Source organism: Streptomyces sp. CY-1 (assembly GCF_047218265.1).
In the GTDB taxonomy this organism is placed as follows: Bacteria; Actinomycetota; Actinomycetes; order Streptomycetales; family Streptomycetaceae; genus Streptomyces; species Streptomyces niphimycinicus.
Genome location: NZ_CP178393.1, coordinates 5832413 through 5849654, shown reverse-complemented (window position 1 = coordinate 5849654; position 17242 = coordinate 5832413). Strand labels below are relative to the sequence as shown.

The following is a 17242-nucleotide window of genomic DNA, read 5'->3' as shown; positions in this document are numbered from 1 at the left end:
TTCCCTCACTGCTGCGAGGGGGCGGCGCCGGACCTGACGTCATTCGGCGCGGTGCGGGCCGTGGCGGGCGACGCCCAGGCGGACATCCGTGGGGAGGCGGTCCCAACCAGCCGATTGGCGGGCTCGTTCGGTGGCGTCGCGCAGGTCCTCCAGTACGTGGTCCGGAGTGTTGCCGGGGCTGAGGGTGAGGCCGATACGGGCCCGCGGGCGAGTGGGAGGCCCGAGGAAGCGTGCCCGGGCCCGCCGGACGCCGGGCAGCGCGTCGAGGTCGGTGGTGAGGGCGTCGCGCAGCGCGTGGTCGTTGACCGTCACGGTTTCCCGGGGGGCGTGTCCGACGAACAGTCGGCGGGAGTGCCGTCGCCGGGGCTGGGACAGCAGCCACCACAGGGCGAGCAGCATGAGCAGGGTCAGTGCCGCGATGGCGGACAGCCACCACCAGTCCTGGACGGTCCACCGGATCTGGTCGGCACGCGGGATCAGGACGTTGTGCGGAGTGGTGAGCGGCCAGCCGGCGGGCGGTGTGAGGTGCAGGCGACGGTAGATGTCGGCGCCGCCGGCGAGCACCAGGAGGCCGCCGCCCAGTAGTACGAGTCCGAGCAGGGCCAGAAGCACGCGGTTGGTCGTGGTGTGTTCCCTCATCGTCTTCTCCGGTGCGCATCGGGGCCCTGGCGCCACGACCGTCAGGTCGGGCTCCGGCGTATGCGGACCGCCAGGCGCGGGGTCCGGGCCAGGGCGAGTTGGTCGCGCTCCTCGCGCCGGACGGCGTCGGTGAGTTCGTCCTTGACGTCGGCCGTGTCGCGGAAGCGAACGTCGGCACGGACGGTGACCCGGCGGCGGCGCACCCTCACTCGCGCCGCGCTGACCCCGGGGACACGCAGGGCGGCGTCGCGCAGGATCAGCGCTGCGCCCTTGCGGTCGAGCACGGCACGCATCCGGCCGTGGCCGTCGGTGGGGACCCGCAACGGCAATTGGGGACGCAGGCCGGGGGTGAGGGCCAGGACGATCAGCCACAGGCCGAGGGCGGTTGCGACGGCGGCGCCGGTGAGGACCCAGACGTCGTCCACCGGGCGGGTGGCGAGTTCGTGGGTCAACCGTGTCCACCAGGCAGTGGCCCGGTGTTCGGTGCCTATCCAGACCGCTTCGAAGAGCAGCACGCCCGCTCCGAGCACGATCAGTGCGGCGGTCAGGCCGGCCGCGGCCCGGCGCGTTCCCCAGGGGCGGGGGGACCGTTCTTCCCGCGCTGTCTGTCGAGGCGGCGGTTCAACGGACGGCGGATCGTGGTGCGGCGTGTTCCCGTCCGGAGCCGCCGTGGTGTCCGGCCGCGGTCGAGAGGGATCGCCGCCGGGGTCCGGCGGGGTGTTCGGGGTGTGGGAAGTCATGGTCCTCCTGTCGCGGGCGCGTGCCGCCGGGTCATTCGACTCGTCCCGGCCGCAGGCTTCGACCGGCGACGAGTCGCTGGACGGACACGGTGATGCCGTCGATCCGCAGGCCGGTCAGGTGGGACACCCGTTCGGCGATGTAGTGCCGAATCTCGCCGCCGGCGCGGGCGATGTCGACGGGATAGGGCAGCTCCAAGGAGACACCGAGGCGGACCGAGCCGTCGTGCACGGTGGCCGTGGTGCGGGGTGTTCCCAGGCCGAGCCGCGAGGGAGGCGCCCCTCCTTGCCGCATGAGGGCTTCGTGTGCCGCCCGGACCGAGATGCGGGCCACCACGGTGTCGGGGATGAGTGTCGCGCCGCGCCGGGCAGGCGACGGGAGGGGGGATCTGCCCGTGCGCTCGCCGCTTCCCGGACCGCCTCGGAGGGGACGCGACGGGGGCTGGGCGCTCACCGCACACGCCCCCTGTGCTCGGTGCCGGAGGTGGGTCCGTGGCTGCTCCGACGGCGCTGGAAGGTCTCCGCCCGGTGTCCATCGCCTTCGCGGGTGCGTACGTAGTCGGTGACATGGACATCGCCGCGTGCCAGGTGGCCGACGATCAGGCCCACCAAGCCCAGGGCCGCGACCACGATGAAAGCCCCGAAGCCGCCGAAGTAACCGGCGAAACCCAGTGTCAGGCCGGTCAGGAGTCCCACCACAGTTGTGTTCATCGTTCATTCACCAGTCTCATGTGGTCGCCTCCTTCCCGTGCGCGGTGCGGCCGCACGGCAGGGGCAGGGGCCGGGGAGATCACTCCACCCGGTGTTCGTCGCTTTCGCCTTCGTCCTCGTCCTCCGGCAGGTGGATATCGTCGACGGCCACGTTCACCTCGACGACCTCCAGACCGGTCATGCGTTCCACGGCCGCGATGACATTGGTGCGGACATCCGCGGCGACGTCGACGATGGGGAATCCGTAGTCGATGACCACGTCCAGGTCCACAGCCGTCTGGTGCTCGCCCACCTCGACGTGTACACCGCGGGTGATGCTGGGCTGGCCGCCGGGCATCCGCTCACGGACGCCCCCGATGGTCCGCGCCATGCCGGAGCCGAGGTTGTGGATGCCCGGGACCTCGCGGGTCGCCATTCCGGCGATCTTCTCCGCGACGGTGTCCGCGATCGTGGTCCGCCCGCGGCTGTCCGGTGCGTCGAGGCTGTGCTTCGGGGTGCGCTGTGCCGTTGCCTCATCGGCAGACCAGTGCCTTTCAGTGCCCGGGCGGGGCGTCGTGTCCGTCATGACGTTCTCCTTGCGGGGGAGACGGACGCCGGATCAGCGCCCGTCATAAGAATGGACACAAAAGGGCAGAAATCGTCACGCTCTTCTGTGGTGTACGTCACGTAGTCTGGCTATGAGGGCTCGCTCGGACCGCCGTCATCAGGCGGACTGGGTGGGAGCCGCCGCGACGCCGTCCAGGACGCGAATCTGTGTGGGAAGCGAACAGTGGATGCGAGGCAGGGAGGACTCTCACCACTCCGGTGCGCGGCTCCGCACCAGCCCACCGGGTCGGATTCACGCCCGCCCAAGCAAATGGGCGAGACCGGAGACGACCTCCGTGATCTGGACAACGGACTGCTGGCGGCCCGGGCCGCCGAAGGCGACGACGACGCCTTCGCCGTACTGGTCCAGCGCCACAGCGGACCGCTGCTGGCACTGGCGTACCACATGCTGGGCAACCTCCCGGACGCCGAGGAGGCCGTCCAGGACTCCCTCATCAGCGCGTGGCGGCGGCTTCCGGAGTTCCGCGGGGACGCCTCGTTCCGCACCTGGATGTACCGCATCGTGACCAACCGATGCCTCAATGTCCGGCGCGGGCGGGCCCCTTCCGTGTCCTTGGACGCCGTCTCCGAGCCGGCGGCCCACGATGCCGGTGGCGAACCCGCCCGGGCAGCCGAAAGCGCGGCCGCCGCGGCGGCGTTGACACAAGCGCTCCGGGACCTGCGCCCCGCTCAGCGTGCCTGCTGGGTTCTCAGGGAGCTGCACGGGCTGTCGTACGAGGAGATCGCGCACGTGGTGGGCGAGAGCGAACAGACCGTACGCGGCAGGCTGTTCCGGGCACGGCGCACCCTGATGAAGGAGATGGCCTCATGGCGCTAGACGATCCGCGTGCCACGCCCCCGCCCGACGATACGGCCGCCCGGGACGCCGACGCGGCACGGCTCATCGGGGACGAACGGCTGCCCTGCGGGCGCCTGGTGAGCCACGCCTGGCAGCAGGCCCGCGCCGCCGGCGATCAGCCCGACCCTCACCTGGACGGCTGCGCGTTCTGCCGGCAGGCGATCGAGGGGCTGACAGCCCTGGACAGGACCGCCCGCACCCTCTGCGCGGAACGCCCCAGCGCCCGCACTGTCGCCGACCGGGTCATGCGCGCGGTACGCGCCGAGGTACGGCTCGGCCGAATGCTGCCCCTGGACGATCCCACACGAGAACTGCGGATCGCGGAGACGGCGGCGGCGAAGGCCCTGCGCCGGGCCGCCGACCGGATCCCCGGGGTGCGCGCCGCGAGCTGCCGCCTGACCCCTGCCGAGGGGAGCACCAGGGTGGCCATCGCCATGACCCTCGCCGTCACCCTCGACCAACCCCTGCCCGGCAGGGCCACCGAGGTGCGCCGGGCCGTCGCTCATGCCGCTGGGCACGAGCTCGGCCTCGCCGTCAGCACCATCGACCTGAGAATCGCGTCCGTCCTGGAGCCCTTGAAGCCCATAGCCTCCGGCGAACCCACGCTTCGAGACGGGAGCGGACGGTGACCGCCGTCCGCACGACCAGCGTCGAGCGGACCGCCGCCCGAGCGGCGCTGGCCGTCCCGGGGGTGTCCGAACTTCAGCCCAGCCTCCGCCAATCCCTGGCCGAAGCCGCTACCCGGGTCCGCCGGACTCTCGGCTCCACCGCGCCGTCCCCCGAGACCGGCATCCACGCCGAACGCGCTCCCCGAACGGGCGCCTGGCACGTCGAAGTCCGCTGTGTGCTCGACGAAGACCGCCGCGCTCTGGACACCGCACGCGACGTTCGCGAAAGCGTCCGATCGGCGGTCGACGCGTATGCGACCCGCCACGGCGTACCCGGACCCGTCACCGTCGTCGTCACCATCACCCGCACCACCGGACACCGCCGGTCACACGGCCCGTCACGCCGTCCCGGGACCACCGCCCCGTGATGCCGCCAACCCGCCCACAGCCCGAAATAGGCCCGCCCCTTCCTCAGCGACAGCCAGTCGCGTGCGGCTGACCGACCCCGGGCGGCGGTAGTTCGGGGAAGCGAGCTTCCCAGGCGGCCCGGACTGGGGAGGGCAGGAATAGGTCTCGCCACACTTCCAGCAGAGGCGTGGTGTGCAGATAGGTCTTGAGGTCGTCATACCTGCTCATGGATCCAGCATGCCCACGACGGTGCTGAGTGCTGAGTGCTGAGTGCTGAGTGCTGAGTGCGGGGGCGCGGTCGGCAGCGCACCCGCGTCGTGTGCCGTGGGTCGGCATGGGGGTCCGGTCCAGGATGGCTCCGACCAGGTCCGTGGTGAGCCGGTGCCAGTGACGGGCGCCGCGGAGCATGGTGTGGCAGCCGTGCCGCATCGCGATCGTGTGGGCCTGGGCGCCTGCGTGCCGGGCCCCTTCGGCGAAGAGCCAGGAGTGCTCGGCCTTGGTGATCCGATCGTGCTCGTCGTGCAGGACGGCGAGACCACACCAGGTCTTGAAGGTCGACGTCACGCACGGCCCCGGATTTACCAACAGCATCCGGTACCGGATCCGGTACCGCATCCGGGGCCCTGCCGCGGCCAACCGCTTCGCGGGAGCGGCCGCGATCAGCGCTGGTCAGGGGATCCGGACGACGGCATGGATCCGTTGATCGGTACGACGTTGAAGTATTCCTCGATGCGGTCGATGAGGCCGCCGTCGAACCGGAAGTACATCGCCGCGTGTACGTCACTGCGGGACCCGTCGGTCATGGTCAGGTGGAGTACCTGCTGCTGGAGCACTTCGTCGCCGTCCTGGAACTGCCGCACGATGTCGTACCGGAGTGTCTCGACATCGGCGGCCAACTGCTTCAGCAGTTCCATGTTCTCGTCGATCGGCTGGTCGCCGCTTCCGTCGTTGTGCCACACGGTGGCGGTGTCGGTGCACAGGGATCGCATCGTGGCGTAGTCCCGCACCTCCCACTGCCGGAGGTAGTGCACCGCTGCCGCGCGAAGGTCCTGGTCGGGTGTCATCGTTCTTCCTTTCGGGGTGCGCCGGTTGCGGCGGATGTCAGACGGCGGGGCCGGTCGCGGTGTCGATGGCCGCTTCTTCTGCGAAGACGGGGGCGCGTTCCCCCGCTTCGATGCGTAGAGGGAGGTGGTTCTCCCGGGGCGGCAGGGGGCAGGGGAAGGCCGCCGAGAACATGTGGTGGGGAACGACAGCCCGGTTGAAGTCGATACGGGCCATACCCGTGGCGTCCTTGGGGCGGGGCAGGATCAGCCACCGGCCCATGCCGGGCGTGTCCGTGCCGCTGGTGCCGTCGGTGAACGTGATCAGCAGAGTGTCGCCGCCCACGCCGAACGCCCGGAGCGTGTGCCGCTCGCCTCCCAGATCGAAGACGAAGTCACCAGGGGCCGGGAAGGTGTCCCGCATACTCGGGCTGGTCAGCCGGGTCACTTCCAGGATGCGTCCGGCATCCGCCGGGCGGTACTCCGCCTCGATGGTCCAGGCCGGATTCCACGGCCACGCCTCGATCCCGCGCAGGCCGACGAGGGTGGGCGCGGCCGGATCCCACACGACCAGGACATGGGCTCCCCGCAGTTCCTCGATGGTGCCGCGCCGCCCGCCGGGGAAGGACAGGCGGCTGGCGCTGGTCAGTTCCACCGTGCCGTCGACGGCCTGGTCGTCGACGGACACGCCCTCCGCACGGGTCGCTGTCAGCGTCAGACTCCCCGAGAAGCCGGTGGACGTCCACCGCCCCGGAACCTCGGGGACTTCCTGACCCGGTTCCGTGATCAGCCGATAGGCGATGCGGCCCGCCTTCCCGTCCGGGCCCGCCATCTCCTCCCACCGGTTCCGACGCCACCGGTCGTATCCGGCCAACGCGCCGTCACCATCGAAGCAATCACTGGACACAGTGTTCTCTCCTCTCCAAGTGGCGGTCACCCGCGACCGCCGTCAGGACTCACCGCCGACCGGGAACCTCGACCGGTTCGATGGGCGGTCGATGGGCGGTCGATGGTCGCCGCAGCTCGGCCAGGGACGGCACGTCGTCAGGAGGCGCGTTTCCGTGCACGCCCGACCGTCACGGACCGACCGGTGGTATCGATGGCTTGGATGATCCGCTCGGCCCGAGCGCATGAGCAATGCTGCTTGCCGTTACGGCAAAAGCGGGAAGGACGCCGCGCTGGTGATCGCGCTCCCGCAGCACTCCGAGGTATGTGATCTCCGAGAGGCCGCGATGCGATGAAGCGGTCCCGGACCCCGTGAAGACGGAGCTTCGGGGGGCGGACGATGCCCTCGATGCCCTCGATGCGGGAGACCGACGACCTGCTCTCCTGCGTCGACCACACGAGCCTGCTCAATCCGTTCTCGCTCCACGAGATCCGCCTTCGTGGTCTCGTCTCCACCGGACGGACCGATGGGCCATGCGGCTGGTGGAACCCAATCCGCTGCCCACGACCGTCGTGGCCCCGCAGCGGCGCGTCATCGAGCTGATCACCGTCGCGCAGGTCCAACTGCTCGCCGACGACGACAGCGGCGCCGCCCAATCGCTGGACACCGCGATCCAGGAGGCGGCTGTGCGACGACGGCCTCGCCAACTCCAGCGCATCGTGCGCACCGCAGGGACCCGGCTGCCCGCCCAGCAAGCCACCACCTCGGAATCTCTTGATCAGATACGTAGAGAGACGGCCGCCTGACGGCTGAACAGATGCCACAATCCCCTGATGCCGGACAGCGGTTGGTCAATCGGCCTCATCACGGGTGGGACTGCGATTGTCGCGAGTTGGGTCACCGGCCGGGGTGCCACCAAGTCCGCGCGGGTGCAAGCCGAGGTCACTGCGCACGCGGCCCAGGTCGCAGAGGCGCGCTCCCGGCGGCCCGACGCGTACCGGGAGATGAGTGTCGCGCTGGAGGGCCCGGCACCGGTCGCCGAAGCCGCGCAGATCCTGCGCCGCACGGCGATCGCCACAAACGGCTTGCTCGGACGACCGGAGACGGGCGGCGAGGAGGAGCCGCTACGAGCGTAAAGCCGATCATTTCCTGGCCTTCGCCGGCATCTCTGCTGCCCTCATCTGCTACCGCCGATTCGCTCACCAGCGAACACGCTCGTCAGAAGAGAGCCCGACCTGATCGTGCGGCACCACGGGCCGGGCGATGAGTTTCGCGGATGTCGGAAGTCCACCCACGTGGGTTGCGGCTATTCGGCCGGCCCTTGCCGGGGCTACGTGCCTGGAGATGTGAGAGAAGGGGAAAGCGGCGTGTCGGTGATCGTTGCCGGTAAGTTGTATGTGGATCCCAAGGACAGGGACCGCTTCGTCGAGGGGCACCGCCCCATCGTGGAGGCGGCCCGCAGTCGCCCAGGCTGCCTCGACTTGTCCATCTCGCCCGACCCGATCGAGCCGGGCCGCGTGAACAACTTCGAGCACTGGGAGTCGCAGGAGGCCCTCGACGCCTTCCGGGCGGTGGCACCGCGCCCCTCCGTATCCGTCGACATCAAGGACGACCAGGTATTCAAGCACCAGATCTCGCATACCGGGCCGCCCTTCGACTGATGGGTTTTGCCGGAGATCCCGCCCTCGCCTGTAGTGCAATCGCCGGCGAGGGAGTTGCGGTCGTCCGAAAAGACGCCCCGGTCGCGCGCGACACAGGTCACTCAAAGTGGGTCTCTGAATGTGAGACGAATCGTCGCCGCACCACCCGGGGATGGTGCGGCGGCCCCGTCTGGGTGGCTGTGCTTGCCGAGTCAGGGCACGCGGAGGGCACGGTGGCCCTTGAGAGGTCTGGACAACAATGAAGCCCCGGGCCGGTGGCCTGGGGCTTCGTACTGGAGCGGGTGACGGTAATCGAACCCGCGCTCTGGGCTTGGGAATCACTGGTCCCAGTGTGCGTTAAACCGGCTCTGACCTGCTTGAACGGACGGTAGACGGTGTCGCGGAAAGATCTGCGAATGACTCTCGTTGACCGTGGTTCACCGCCCTGTCGGGCACGCATCGGGCACGGCGCGTCTAGCGGCACTGGCTAGCAAGCAATGGTCGATCAGCGGTCTGACAGAGATGCTGGTGTGCGCTCCAGGCCAGTGTCGTTGATGGCAGGAGCTTCTGCCCCGCGGCTTAGGAGTCCTTGCAGAATGATCTTCATGTGGCACGGTGGAGGGCGACGGAGATGGTTTCCCCGCGTTCGAGCACGCCGCCGGGCGGTTCCCGCTTACCGTTATCGCGTCGCTTGAAGGCGCCGGTCAGAGCCTCGACCATCGCGTTGTCGTACGGCTCCGCGATCGAGCCGACCGACGCGGCGGCCCCGATCTTGGCGATCCATCCGGTGCCCCGGATGGATACGTATCGCGGGCCTCGGCCGCTCTGATGGATCAACGGAGCCCTTCTCGGCCCGCCTCCTCCACAGCGCCGTCTCCCCGGCCGCCCGTGGGAGTTCGGCGCGCATGCGGTTCACGGCCTGGCAGCCGGCGATCACCCGGGAGAACACCTCCGGAACGAACGTCACCAACACCCAGCCCGTCCAGGTGCCACGCGACTGGGATCAGCTCAGAGCGATCGTTCCTGTTTCGACTGGACCATATTTTGTAATCTGTGGCTCCAGCACAGTAAGGGGGACACGAATGTGCACGGGGGAAGGCATGGCTGGCATCACATGCACCCAACTCGACGGTTTGATCGGGAAGCCGGGGCGCGCGGGTGAATCCGGCAGGGCGAAGGTGCGCCGGAGGACGCGGAATCCCGGGAGCGGAATGGCCGCCTTGCTGAGCGGCGTAGAGAATGTGACAGCCGCGGGAGCCGACGGCCAGGACAAGGGCCGGTGACCTGAACGGTGGACTACGCGACGCTGAAGGGCCTCAAGCCCAGCGAGTTCGAGGGCGCGGCGGACGGCTACCAGACGACAAGCGACATGGCCGGCCGGGCCAGGCAGGCGCTGGAGCGCCGGATCGCCGCCGAGATGCGAGAGTCCCTGGAGGGCGAGGCCGCCACGGCGGCGTACAACCAGTTACGGAACCTTTCGGAGAACTTCCATTACGTGGAGGTCGAGTGCGCTCTGGTCAGCACCGCCCTGAACGCGCTGGCTTTCGATCTGCGGGCGGCGAAGAAGAAGCTGGACGCGGCAGTCGAGGGCGCCGAGGCCGAGAATCTGACGGTGAACGCCGACGGCTCGGTGAGCTATCCGCCCGGTGGTGACAAGGTTGATGGCAAGACCCCGGAAGGCGGCAAGGTCACCGGCAGCGCCAGGGCACCCGAGTCCGGTGCACCCATCGACCCGGGGAAAGACGCCAATGACATCGCCGACGCCCTGGACCGGCAGGCCGGGAGCCAGCACCCGAACCCGTACTTCGGCCGGGCGATCGAATACGCCGACCGGATCGCCCAGGCCGTCCAGGAGGCGACCGAGGCCGACGAGCAGTGGGCGCCGAAACTGGGAAAGTTGAAGGCCGATGACGATCTGAACGTCTCGGACAAGGACTGGATCGACGTCGACGGGGACACCGGCGGGGTCAGGTCGGGCGCCAAAGACTACCTCGAGCACATCAAGCACCCGCCGAAGGACGGCAGCCCCAAGGAAAACGCAGAATGGTGGAAGGACCTGCCCCAGGACGAGAGGGACGCCTATATCGCCCTCCACCCGAAGGCCGTGGGCGGAATGAACGGGCTACCCGCCGTCGTCCGGGACGAGGCCAACCGCACCCACCTGGACGTGATGCACGTCAAGTACCAGGAGGAGCTGAATTCCATTCCCAAGGAACCCCTGGTCAAATACAAGACGATTGTCGGCGGCGCCGGTTATCCGGTCCAGGTCTTCACTGACGAATACGCGAAGTGGTACTACAAGTACAACGACCGCAGGAACCATCTGAACGCCGCTCTGGATGGCATGGAAGCGATCCAGAAGCGTTTCGACGAGACCGGTGGAAAGAAGCACATACCCGAGGCGTATCTACTCGGCTTCGACCCGGAGAAGAACGACGGCCGCGTCATCATGGCCACCGGAAACCCGGATAACGCCGATCATACAGCGGTGTACGTGCCGGGCACGAAAACGCATATCGGCAGCATCGGCGGCGACCTAGGTCGTGGGGAAAGGCTCTGGGCGGAGAGCCATAAACTGGACCCCAAGTCCAAGGTGTCCACGATCACCTGGCTGGGGTATGACGCCCCGGACGCCATTCCGGACGCCCGGCACGACAAATACGCCGCTGCCGCGGCACCCCATCTCCGTCAGTTCCTCGACGGTAATCAGGCGGCACATGAAGCGGCGACCGGCAACCATGGCCATACGACCCTCATCGGTCACAGTTACGGCAGCACGGTCATCGGTGACGCCACCAAGTCCCACACCTCCTATGACCCTCAAGGCGGTGTCTTGCCCGTTGACGACATCGTCGCGGCGGGCAGCCCTGGCATGCAGGTGGGGCACGCGTCCGACCTCGGTGTCGGGAGTGAACACGTCTGGGCCATGAAGGCCGGCGGTATTGGGGGAGACGACTGGTGGGTCCGAGAAGGGGGGCGGAAGGTCGGGCTCGGTGGTGACGGGAACATCCCCACCGACCCTGAGTTCGGCGCCCATCTCGTGAAATCAGGTGTCGAGGGTCATGGTGACTACTGGAACGACGACACCACAGCGCTGCGGAACCAGGCTGCTGTGGTCACCGGCAGTTATGACAAGGTTGAATATGATTGATTTGACTTCCAGAAAGGTTTGGGCAGCGCTTTTTGTGATTCCGGTCCTCACGTTTCTCGCGGGGTGTTCTCAGGTGGACGACAAAAAGGCCGCGGACAAGGTGGACGTCCGCGATGTCAGCAGCATGGAAAAGAAAGCAGAGAAAATGTCCAGCAGTATTCTGGACATCATTGCCCTGAAGAAGGCGAAGGTCACCGAGCCCGGTCCGGGGACACTGCCGTGCTCGGGATACCCTGAGGATGCGGGAGTGCAGCGCATGCATCATCCCTGGAGTGTCTACGACGTGCCTTTCGATGATCTGTCCCGTGGTTTTGAGCGGCTTCGCGCGGAGCTTCCCAAGCGTGACTGGAAGATCGTCAAGGACGGGCCCGATGGAAGTCCCGCGAAGACGCCGCAGATCGTCGCGAACTTCACTCGGGACCACTTCTCCGCGGACATCCGACTGCTCGATCAGCGCAAGCACCCTGACAAGACGTCATTGATCGAGGTGACGGTCGTCTCCGACTGCTTCCGCGAGAAGTCGCACGACGCCGGGGAGCCCGGCTGAGGGAAGATCTACGAACTGATGGGTGGAACGCCGACCCGACCTGCATGTCGGCCCTGACCCGCTGCAGTAGCACGCGCCTGCCGCGACCACGTCCGGCAATCCTTCGCCAAGATTGCCGAGAACCAGAAGCGCGGCGGCGACGGGCGGCCCATCCGGGGCGCGGACTTCACCGGCAGCCAGGAGTTGACCGATCGGGCTGTTGCCGCCCGCTGCTTCCCGCCTGTCCTGGCACGGCTGCCGCTGCGTGAGCTGGCCGTCAGGGGCCGTGGAGTTCGGTCTCCCATGCCTGGAATGGTGGCTCGACCTGGTAGCTCGGGTCGCAATAGGCGCGGATCCACTGGGCAGCGCGGTACTGCGCCTCTCCGTCGTTGAGCACACACCCGCTCTCGTCGACCTCCAGCACGTTGCCGTAGATCGCGAAAATCTGCTCCAGGGCAGAGCCGAACTGGAAGAGGGCGGGCCGGTAATCGATGCCATCGAGGAGGTCGACGTCAATTGTGCCGTTCGCGAGGTAGAAGGCGAACAACCGGATCGATGCACGCACGTCGAGAGAAAGATGCCCCACGGCTACATCATGCCTGTCCGCATGGATGCAACTGAGCTGTCCCAACATCATCGGGCTGCCCGCTCAGTGCGCGGCTCCGAGCGGGCCGTGCTGATTTGCCAGCACTCGCCGTTGGGGCGACAGAAGGAGGTGGCTGCTGGGAACGATGCCCTGGTCCGTGCCGACCGGCAGAAGGGTGCTGAGCAAGCGGCGCGAGGGCCTCTGGTGCGGATCTGGTGCAAGACTCTTAGAGAGGTCTAACAACAAACTAGGCCCAGGTCGCTGACCTGGGCCTTAAGTGTGGAGCGGGTGACGGGAATCGAACCCGCGCTCTGAGCTTGGGAATCACCGGGCCAATCAGGGTCAGAAAGCTGCTCTGAGCTGCTGCAATGGCCCCTTGGCGGGGTTGGAAGCAGGAGGCCTTTAGAGACCCTTGTTGACCGTGATTCCCCGTCCGTTCTGGCACGCATCTGGCACGCTCGCGCTCCTGGGCGGAGCGGAGGTCTGTGGCTCTGCTGCCGAGTCGGCTCGGCGGATGGCCTAGCCAACTCGTGGGCGATGCGGCTTCTGGCCTGTAGCGCCATGTGGATCAGTGGCTGCGGGTTATACAGGCTGCGGTGAGAGTCGTGGGCGCTGGTACGGACGGGTGGCCGTTAGTTAGAGGGGTTGCGCGCTTGCCCAGCGCCTGATGAAATCATTGCCCTTTTCTGTCAACATAATAGGTTTTAGACTGTGATCCACCATCGGCCACGGCTCCCCCAATCGCACCAGTTCATCATCCAGTAGATTCGCTATCAGCCACCACATCGGTCTGTGGATGTGAAGCACTTCGAGAAGTCGCCTCTGCGCATCATTCTTCGGGTTATGCACTGCAAGTACAGTACCTGCCGGAATGGATTTCCGAAAAGTTTCCTTCATTTCAAGCTGACGCAAGAGTACCCTCAAGAGCTGCCGTTCAGTATCCGTATATCGCTGATTGACAATCTCAAGGTTGACCTTGTATTGAAGCATCGCCTTTCTGTCGATCTCGCCTCGGTCGTAACGGGTATGGCACGTCGGGCATAGCGCGATCAGGTTCTCGAAGGTGTGCTCTTGAACCTTGACCCATGGCGTGATGTGTGCCAGCTCGACGGGCGTCTGCCTACAGGTTGGAATTGCGCAACGATGTCCGGATTCAACAAGTACCGCCCGCTTCAGGGTGGTCGGGATGTCAGGTCTGCCTTGAGCCATGGGCTGAGCATAAGCATTTTCGGACCGATCATCCCCGTGAGTTGCAACGTCGAAGGGCCCCCGTTTCGGCGGTCGACGTTCGGGCGGAAGTGGCGGAAGGCTCTGGCCAAAGTCGGTCTCCCGGAGAACTTCCGCTTCTACGATCTTCGTCACGCCGGGCACACCCGCTTTACTAGCTAGAAAAGCAAAAAAAACGTGACAGAAGGGACTAAGGCTGCATTATGTACGCAAGGGGCATAAAGGAGAGTGCGGAACGTCTGTTTGATTTCCTGATCTAGCAGACCTATGTACATCTGCGCTGGTTCTGAGTTAGCGTTGCGATATGGCAGGCCTTTCGACTATGAACCGTGCCCTCAATCTTGTGCCTAAGCGTGCTGAGTCACGCCAGACGGAACAGTTGAGAGATACGTTTGTTGACTCGGGGATTGCGATCGTGATGGAAACGGTCGATCATCAAATTCTCTACGGGCGGCGCGGCACTGGGAAAACGCATGCGCTCCGGTATCTGGAAACTGTCGTGGCCGGGCAGGGGAATATACCCATCTATCTGGACCTGCGGACGATCGGATCACCCGAGGGGCTATTTATGGGTGAGATGATGCCGCCGACCGAGCGCGCGGCACGCCTATTAGTTGATTTGCTGGGCCAATTTCATGACGCCTTGCTTGCTCTAATCGTAAGTGATGACGAACTAATTGAAAACGAAACTCTAGTATCAAGACTGGATCGTTTGGTCGATACGATCACGACAGTTCGCATCTCGGGTGAAGTTGAAGTCTCTAAGGAAGGTGAAAGTAAAAAGTCTGGTAAGTCTGGCCTTGGTGTGAAGCTGGGCATTAAGGCGCCGGAGTTGAGTTTTTCTGGAGAGTCTGCTGGCGAGTCCAGGCGTCTCACCAAGGAGACAAGGAGGGGCGCTGAGCAGACATCGCTCAACTTTAGTGACATTGCGCGCGCCCTGCGTGATCTCTCTGACTCGCTTGGCGGTCGACGCATCTGGTTGATGATTGACGAATGGAGTAGTGTTCCCCCTGATATTCAGCCGCTCCTCGGTGAATTTCTGGTGCGGTGCGTACTTCCGTTGAATCAATTCACCGTTAAGATTGCGGCAATTGAGCAGCAGACTAATTTTCGTGCAGCGCTGGACTCGGGAACCATTATCGGTTTAGAGCTCGGGGCAGACATTGCCGCCAACGTAAGCCTCGATGAGTTCATGGTTTTCGAGGAGAGTAAGGAGCGGTCTCGCGATTTCTTCAAGAGCCTATTTTATAATCATTTGACCTATGGAGCCGCTCGTGATGAGCCTTCAATTGGCCTTCATGTGCCGCAGGATGTTATCCGTCAAGGTTTCACGGATAGTCGCTCTTTTGATGAATTGTTGCGCGCGGCGGAAGGTGTGCCGCGGGACGCCATAAATATCGCGGGGAAAGCCGCCATTCGTGCCGCTGAGCGAAAGGTCTCGGTGCACGACATCAGAGCAGCCGGTCGCAGTTGGTTCCAAGCTGACAAGGAAGCCGCGATCAGGAGTCGCGAGGAAGCTGCAAGGCTTCTTAACTGGATCATTGATAAAGTGATCCGGGAGCGGAAAGCCCGAGGTTTTCTGGTCAACCAGAATCAAGTCAGTGATCCGCTACTGTTGGCTCTCTTTGATGCCAGGGTTCTGCATGTGGTCAGGCGCGGATACTCGGCGCAGGACGAACCCGGTGAACGTTACGATGTCTACGTCATCGATTACGGCGCTTACGTGGACCTCATGCAGACGCGCTACGCGCCGCAGGGACTGTTGCCATTCGGCCCTGAGGATGAAGAACCTGACTACGTCGAGGTTCCGACGCAGGACCTTCGGGCGATTCGTCGTGCAGTTCTGGATCTGAGCCAGTTTTATGCGAGCAATGCACATGCGTGATCCCCGTGCCTCGTGCCGAACGCAGTCTGACGCCCGGGGCGAAGGGGATTGAGCGGTGGTTTTGCCCGAGTCGGCGGAGCGGGTTTGGGCGGTGGCCTGCCCGGTCTGGGGTCGGGCATGGTCAGGGGGCCGTACGCTAGTTGGCAACTCGGGCAGGCTTTGGACCTGCCCGCAATGAGCACGAGTGGCCCCCTGGCCTTGCCCGACGCGGGACCCGGACCGGGGAGGTGCCTAAAGCCGTGGAGCCGACCGCCCCAGCCACGACGTATCCCTTCTCTGGCATCAGGCGGCTGATTGCTGTGTGCGCGGCACGGGCGGCGGCCGGGCTGGAGCGGGGCGGAGACAGGAGCGCAGGCCCGGCCGGGGGCCGGGCCGCGCGCGGGGAGCGGAGCGAGCCGCCTTGAACCCGTAGAGAAGGTTGTAACTCAGCGGTCGTTGGCCTGGTGTCGGGCGATCTTGTGTGTGGTGGGGCATGTGAACTGTTCGGCGCATGCCGGGAGGCGTCGAGACTCGCGGTGTGCGAGCGGTAGGAAGGTGACCGGTCGGAGGATCCATTCGATGTGGGTGTCTTGCTGGGTGAGGGCGAATGTGGCTGCTTCCCCGTTGGTGAGGGCGTCTTCGGCTTCCTTGTAGCCGTGGGTGACCCAGTCCCATGCCTCGTGGGCTGTTTCTCGGTCGAGTGCTGAGGCGATGGTTCGCACGGTGACGCGGATCCATCGGGTGGCCTCGCTTGGGCTGTTGGTTTCGATGGAGGCGAGCAGGACCGAGCGGGGTCCTGTGGCTGGTGAACGGCTCCAGCATTCGCACCAGTAGCCGGGGCGTAGCAGGGGCCTCAGCATGTGGTGACTCCTGCTTCGGGTGCGACGAGTTGGGCTGTGACGGTGCGGCCGTGCTGGCTGCCGGTGATGTCCAGGCGGCGGGCGAGTGCCATGACGATGGTTAATCCGCGGCCGTGGGTGTCGTCCGGGTCGGCCTCCGTGTGGCGGGGGTCTTCGGGGTGGCCTCCCTCGTCGGTGACGGAGATCGCGACGGTGCGGGGTGAGAGGGACAGCGTGAGCTGGAAGGTGCCGTAGGGGCTGCCGCTGGCGGTGTGGGTGAGGGCGTTGCTGCCGAGTTCGCTCACGATCAATTCGGCGTCGTCGGCGCAGGGGTGGTTGCTGAGGATGTCGCGGGTCCAGCGGCGGGCGCGGGTGACTTCTTCTCGGGATCCTGGGCACATCAGGCCCCAAACTCGCGGAGCACTCATATACTCGTCCATACAAGTTCCTTTGTGCTGGTAGGGGCTATGGGTCGTGGGTTCGTGCTAGATGAGTCGTACGCCGTCGTGGGCGCGGATGGCCGGCGGGGATGTGTTGTCGAGCGCGTCCAGGACGCGGATCGCGTATGCCTCGTCGGCCAGCTCGGTGACCTCGTCGCGGGTGGCCCAGTGCAGGGCGCGGGTCTCGGCTCCGGTGGTCGGGGTGCCGTCGATGGCTTCGCAGCGGAAGACCAGGGAGACGATCAGGCCGGTCATGTTCTTGTAGACGCCGGTGAGGGTCGCGGGAAGCGCGATCTTGATGCCGGTCTCTTCGAGGACTTCCCGTTGCAGGGCGTCGGGGATGGTTTCCTCGCGTTCGAGCACGCCGCCGGGCGGTTCCCACTTACCGTTATCGCGTCGCTTGATCAGCAGCGCACGGCCCGCGTCGTCGACGATGACTCCGGCGACGCTCACGGAGTGCGGGCGCTCAGTGCTCACGTTCCTCGGCCCTCTCGGC

The 17242-nt window shown here is 65.9% G+C and carries 23 protein-coding genes and 1 pseudogene; 10 read left to right on the top strand and 14 right to left on the bottom strand.

Features of this window, described 5'->3' with window-relative positions; translation table 11 throughout:
* Nucleotides 1-39: 39 nt before the first annotated feature.
* From ACK1X7_RS25190 to ACK1X7_RS25170, 5 genes are all read right to left on the bottom strand, one after another.
* Nucleotides 40-639, bottom strand: a complete 600-nt coding sequence (locus ACK1X7_RS25190) for an alkaline shock response membrane anchor protein AmaP (RefSeq protein WP_385146483.1) — start codon at nucleotides 637-639, stop codon at nucleotides 40-42.
* Nucleotides 640-680: 41 nt separating this feature from the next.
* Nucleotides 681-1379 carry a DUF6286 domain-containing protein gene (locus tag ACK1X7_RS25185; protein WP_390793752.1) on the bottom strand — a complete coding sequence of 233 codons (699 nt, stop codon included), beginning with the start codon at nucleotides 1377-1379 and terminating at the stop codon, nucleotides 681-683.
* A 31-nt stretch (nucleotides 1380-1410) separates the two neighbouring features.
* Complete coding sequence (locus ACK1X7_RS25180) at nucleotides 1411-1671, bottom strand: hypothetical protein (RefSeq protein WP_385146487.1); 261 nt, start codon at nucleotides 1669-1671, stop codon at nucleotides 1411-1413.
* Nucleotides 1672-1826: 155 nt separating this feature from the next.
* On the bottom strand, nucleotides 1827-2087 hold the full coding sequence (locus tag ACK1X7_RS25175) for a hypothetical protein (RefSeq protein WP_385146489.1): 261 nt from the start codon (nucleotides 2085-2087) through the stop codon (nucleotides 1827-1829).
* 79 nt (nucleotides 2088-2166) lie between these two features.
* Complete coding sequence (locus tag ACK1X7_RS25170; RefSeq protein ID WP_385146491.1) at nucleotides 2167-2652, bottom strand: Asp23/Gls24 family envelope stress response protein; 486 nt, start codon at nucleotides 2650-2652, stop codon at nucleotides 2167-2169.
* 291 nt (nucleotides 2653-2943) lie between these two features.
* On the opposite strand from ACK1X7_RS25170, the gene ACK1X7_RS25165 reads away from it, so the two are divergent.
* The 3 genes from ACK1X7_RS25165 to ACK1X7_RS25155 are packed head-to-tail and all read left to right on the top strand — an operon-like array spanning nucleotide 2944 to nucleotide 4567.
* Nucleotides 2944-3510 (top strand): RNA polymerase sigma factor, encoded by a 567-nt coding sequence (locus tag ACK1X7_RS25165; protein WP_390793753.1) that lies wholly within the window; start codon nucleotides 2944-2946, stop codon nucleotides 3508-3510.
* Nucleotides 3501-4160, top strand: coding sequence for a hypothetical protein (locus ACK1X7_RS25160; protein ID WP_413115671.1), 660 nt, complete (start codon nucleotides 3501-3503; stop codon nucleotides 4158-4160). Before ACK1X7_RS25165 ends, ACK1X7_RS25160 begins: the two co-directional genes overlap by 10 nt.
* Nucleotides 4157-4567: a hypothetical protein gene (locus ACK1X7_RS25155; protein WP_385146497.1), complete on the top strand. Its 411-nt coding sequence runs from the start codon at nucleotides 4157-4159 to the stop codon at nucleotides 4565-4567. Before ACK1X7_RS25160 ends, ACK1X7_RS25155 begins: the two co-directional genes overlap by 4 nt.
* 43 nt (nucleotides 4568-4610) lie before the next feature.
* Here the strand turns inward: ACK1X7_RS25155 and ACK1X7_RS25150 are convergent, their stop codons facing one another.
* From ACK1X7_RS25150 to ACK1X7_RS25140, 3 genes are all read right to left on the bottom strand, one after another.
* Entirely contained in the window at nucleotides 4611-5111 is a 501-nt protein-coding gene (locus tag ACK1X7_RS25150) for a hypothetical protein (RefSeq protein ID WP_413115670.1), read from the bottom strand.
* Between the two features lie 95 nt (nucleotides 5112-5206).
* Complete coding sequence (locus ACK1X7_RS25145; RefSeq protein ID WP_385146501.1) at nucleotides 5207-5611, bottom strand: nuclear transport factor 2 family protein; 405 nt, start codon at nucleotides 5609-5611, stop codon at nucleotides 5207-5209.
* Between the two features lie 37 nt (nucleotides 5612-5648).
* Complete coding sequence (locus ACK1X7_RS25140) at nucleotides 5649-6494, bottom strand: DUF1684 domain-containing protein (protein WP_385146503.1); 846 nt, start codon at nucleotides 6492-6494, stop codon at nucleotides 5649-5651.
* 512 nt (nucleotides 6495-7006) lie between these two features.
* Here ACK1X7_RS25140 and ACK1X7_RS25135 point away from each other — a divergent pair.
* The 3 genes from ACK1X7_RS25135 to ACK1X7_RS25125 all read left to right on the top strand — a co-directional run bounded on the left by ACK1X7_RS25135 (nucleotide 7007) and on the right by ACK1X7_RS25125 (nucleotide 8134).
* Nucleotides 7007-7279, top strand: coding sequence for a hypothetical protein (locus ACK1X7_RS25135; RefSeq protein WP_385146505.1), 273 nt, complete (start codon nucleotides 7007-7009; stop codon nucleotides 7277-7279).
* A gap of 27 nt (nucleotides 7280-7306) precedes the next feature.
* Nucleotides 7307-7609, top strand: coding sequence for a hypothetical protein (locus ACK1X7_RS25130; protein ID WP_398158432.1), 303 nt, complete (start codon nucleotides 7307-7309; stop codon nucleotides 7607-7609).
* A 231-nt stretch (nucleotides 7610-7840) separates the two neighbouring features.
* Nucleotides 7841-8134, top strand: coding sequence for a putative quinol monooxygenase (locus ACK1X7_RS25125; protein ID WP_386947628.1), 294 nt, complete (start codon nucleotides 7841-7843; stop codon nucleotides 8132-8134).
* Between the two features lie 582 nt (nucleotides 8135-8716).
* Here the strand turns inward: ACK1X7_RS25125 and ACK1X7_RS25120 are convergent.
* The gene (locus ACK1X7_RS25120) at nucleotides 8717-8950 is read right to left on the bottom strand and encodes a hypothetical protein (protein WP_385148363.1); all 234 of its coding nucleotides are present in this window, start codon (nucleotides 8948-8950) and stop codon (nucleotides 8717-8719) included.
* Nucleotides 8951-9404: 454 nt separating this feature from the next.
* Here ACK1X7_RS25120 and ACK1X7_RS25115 point away from each other — a divergent pair, with 454 nt between their 5' ends.
* Both ACK1X7_RS25115 and ACK1X7_RS25110 read left to right on the top strand, forming a co-directional pair.
* Nucleotides 9405-11264 (top strand): alpha/beta hydrolase, encoded by a 1860-nt coding sequence (locus tag ACK1X7_RS25115; RefSeq protein ID WP_398158431.1) that lies wholly within the window; start codon nucleotides 9405-9407, stop codon nucleotides 11262-11264.
* Between the two features lie 73 nt (nucleotides 11265-11337).
* Nucleotides 11338-11811 carry a hypothetical protein gene (locus tag ACK1X7_RS25110; protein WP_385148320.1) on the top strand — a complete coding sequence of 158 codons (474 nt, stop codon included), beginning with the start codon at nucleotides 11338-11340 and terminating at the stop codon, nucleotides 11809-11811.
* A gap of 256 nt (nucleotides 11812-12067) precedes the next feature.
* On the opposite strand, the gene ACK1X7_RS25105 is transcribed toward ACK1X7_RS25110, so the two are convergent.
* Nucleotides 12068-12376: a DUF7677 family protein gene (locus tag ACK1X7_RS25105; RefSeq protein WP_398158430.1), complete on the bottom strand. Its 309-nt coding sequence runs from the start codon at nucleotides 12374-12376 to the stop codon at nucleotides 12068-12070.
* 636 nt (nucleotides 12377-13012) lie between these two features.
* Nucleotides 13013-13585, bottom strand: coding sequence for an HNH endonuclease (locus ACK1X7_RS25100; RefSeq protein ID WP_413115669.1), 573 nt, complete (start codon nucleotides 13583-13585; stop codon nucleotides 13013-13015).
* Nucleotides 13586-13639: 54 nt separating this feature from the next.
* On the opposite strand from ACK1X7_RS25100, the pseudogene ACK1X7_RS25095 reads away from it, so the two are divergent.
* Together ACK1X7_RS25095 and ACK1X7_RS25090 are read left to right on the top strand one after the other, a co-directional pair.
* Nucleotides 13640-13759, top strand: a pseudogene (locus tag ACK1X7_RS25095) (tyrosine-type recombinase/integrase); the annotation flags it as partial.
* 148 nt (nucleotides 13760-13907) lie between these two features.
* A complete protein-coding gene (locus ACK1X7_RS25090) occupies nucleotides 13908-15488 on the top strand; it encodes a hypothetical protein (protein ID WP_413115668.1) in 1581 nt (526 codons plus the stop codon).
* 425 nt (nucleotides 15489-15913) lie between these two features.
* On the opposite strand, the gene ACK1X7_RS25085 is transcribed toward ACK1X7_RS25090, so the two are convergent.
* From ACK1X7_RS25085 to ACK1X7_RS25075, 3 genes are read right to left on the bottom strand one after another with little or no spacing between them, the layout of a single operon-like run.
* A complete protein-coding gene (locus ACK1X7_RS25085; protein ID WP_413115667.1) occupies nucleotides 15914-16327 on the bottom strand; it encodes a hypothetical protein in 414 nt (137 codons plus the stop codon).
* Nucleotides 16321-16734, bottom strand: a complete 414-nt coding sequence (locus ACK1X7_RS25080) for an ATP-binding protein (RefSeq protein ID WP_413115666.1) — start codon at nucleotides 16732-16734, stop codon at nucleotides 16321-16323. Before ACK1X7_RS25080 ends, ACK1X7_RS25085 begins: the two co-directional genes overlap by 7 nt.
* 57 nt (nucleotides 16735-16791) lie before the next feature.
* Entirely contained in the window at nucleotides 16792-17199 is a 408-nt protein-coding gene (locus ACK1X7_RS25075; protein WP_413116907.1) for an NUDIX hydrolase, read from the bottom strand.
* Nucleotides 17200-17242 lie beyond the last annotated feature (43 nt).

Coding starts and splice junctions, on each gene's coding strand:
- ACK1X7_RS25190 (WP_385146483.1), bottom strand. CDS start 639: ATGAGGGAACACACCACGACCAACCGCGTGCTTCTGGCCCTGCTCGGA.
- ACK1X7_RS25185 (WP_390793752.1), bottom strand. CDS start 1,379: ATGACTTCCCACACCCCGAACACCCCGCCGGACCCCGGCGGCGATCCC.
- ACK1X7_RS25180 (WP_385146487.1), bottom strand. CDS start 1,671: ATGCGGCAAGGAGGGGCGCCTCCCTCGCGGCTCGGCCTGGGAACACCC.
- ACK1X7_RS25175 (WP_385146489.1), bottom strand. CDS start 2,087: ATGAACACAACTGTGGTGGGACTCCTGACCGGCCTGACACTGGGTTTC.
- ACK1X7_RS25170 (WP_385146491.1), bottom strand. CDS start 2,652: ATGACGGACACGACGCCCCGCCCGGGCACTGAAAGGCACTGGTCTGCC.
- ACK1X7_RS25165 (WP_390793753.1), top strand. CDS start 2,944: ATGGGCGAGACCGGAGACGACCTCCGTGATCTGGACAACGGACTGCTG.
- ACK1X7_RS25160 (WP_413115671.1), top strand. CDS start 3,501: ATGGCGCTAGACGATCCGCGTGCCACGCCCCCGCCCGACGATACGGCC.
- ACK1X7_RS25145 (WP_385146501.1), bottom strand. CDS start 5,611: ATGACACCCGACCAGGACCTTCGCGCGGCAGCGGTGCACTACCTCCGG.
- ACK1X7_RS25135 (WP_385146505.1), top strand. CDS start 7,007: ATGCGGCTGGTGGAACCCAATCCGCTGCCCACGACCGTCGTGGCCCCG.
- ACK1X7_RS25130 (WP_398158432.1), top strand. CDS start 7,307: ATGCCGGACAGCGGTTGGTCAATCGGCCTCATCACGGGTGGGACTGCG.
- ACK1X7_RS25100 (WP_413115669.1), bottom strand. CDS start 13,585: ATGGCTCAAGGCAGACCTGACATCCCGACCACCCTGAAGCGGGCGGTA.
- ACK1X7_RS25090 (WP_413115668.1), top strand. CDS start 13,908: ATGGCAGGCCTTTCGACTATGAACCGTGCCCTCAATCTTGTGCCTAAG.
- ACK1X7_RS25085 (WP_413115667.1), bottom strand. CDS start 16,327: ATGCTGAGGCCCCTGCTACGCCCCGGCTACTGGTGCGAATGCTGGAGC.
- ACK1X7_RS25080 (WP_413115666.1), bottom strand. CDS start 16,734: ATGAGTGCTCCGCGAGTTTGGGGCCTGATGTGCCCAGGATCCCGAGAA.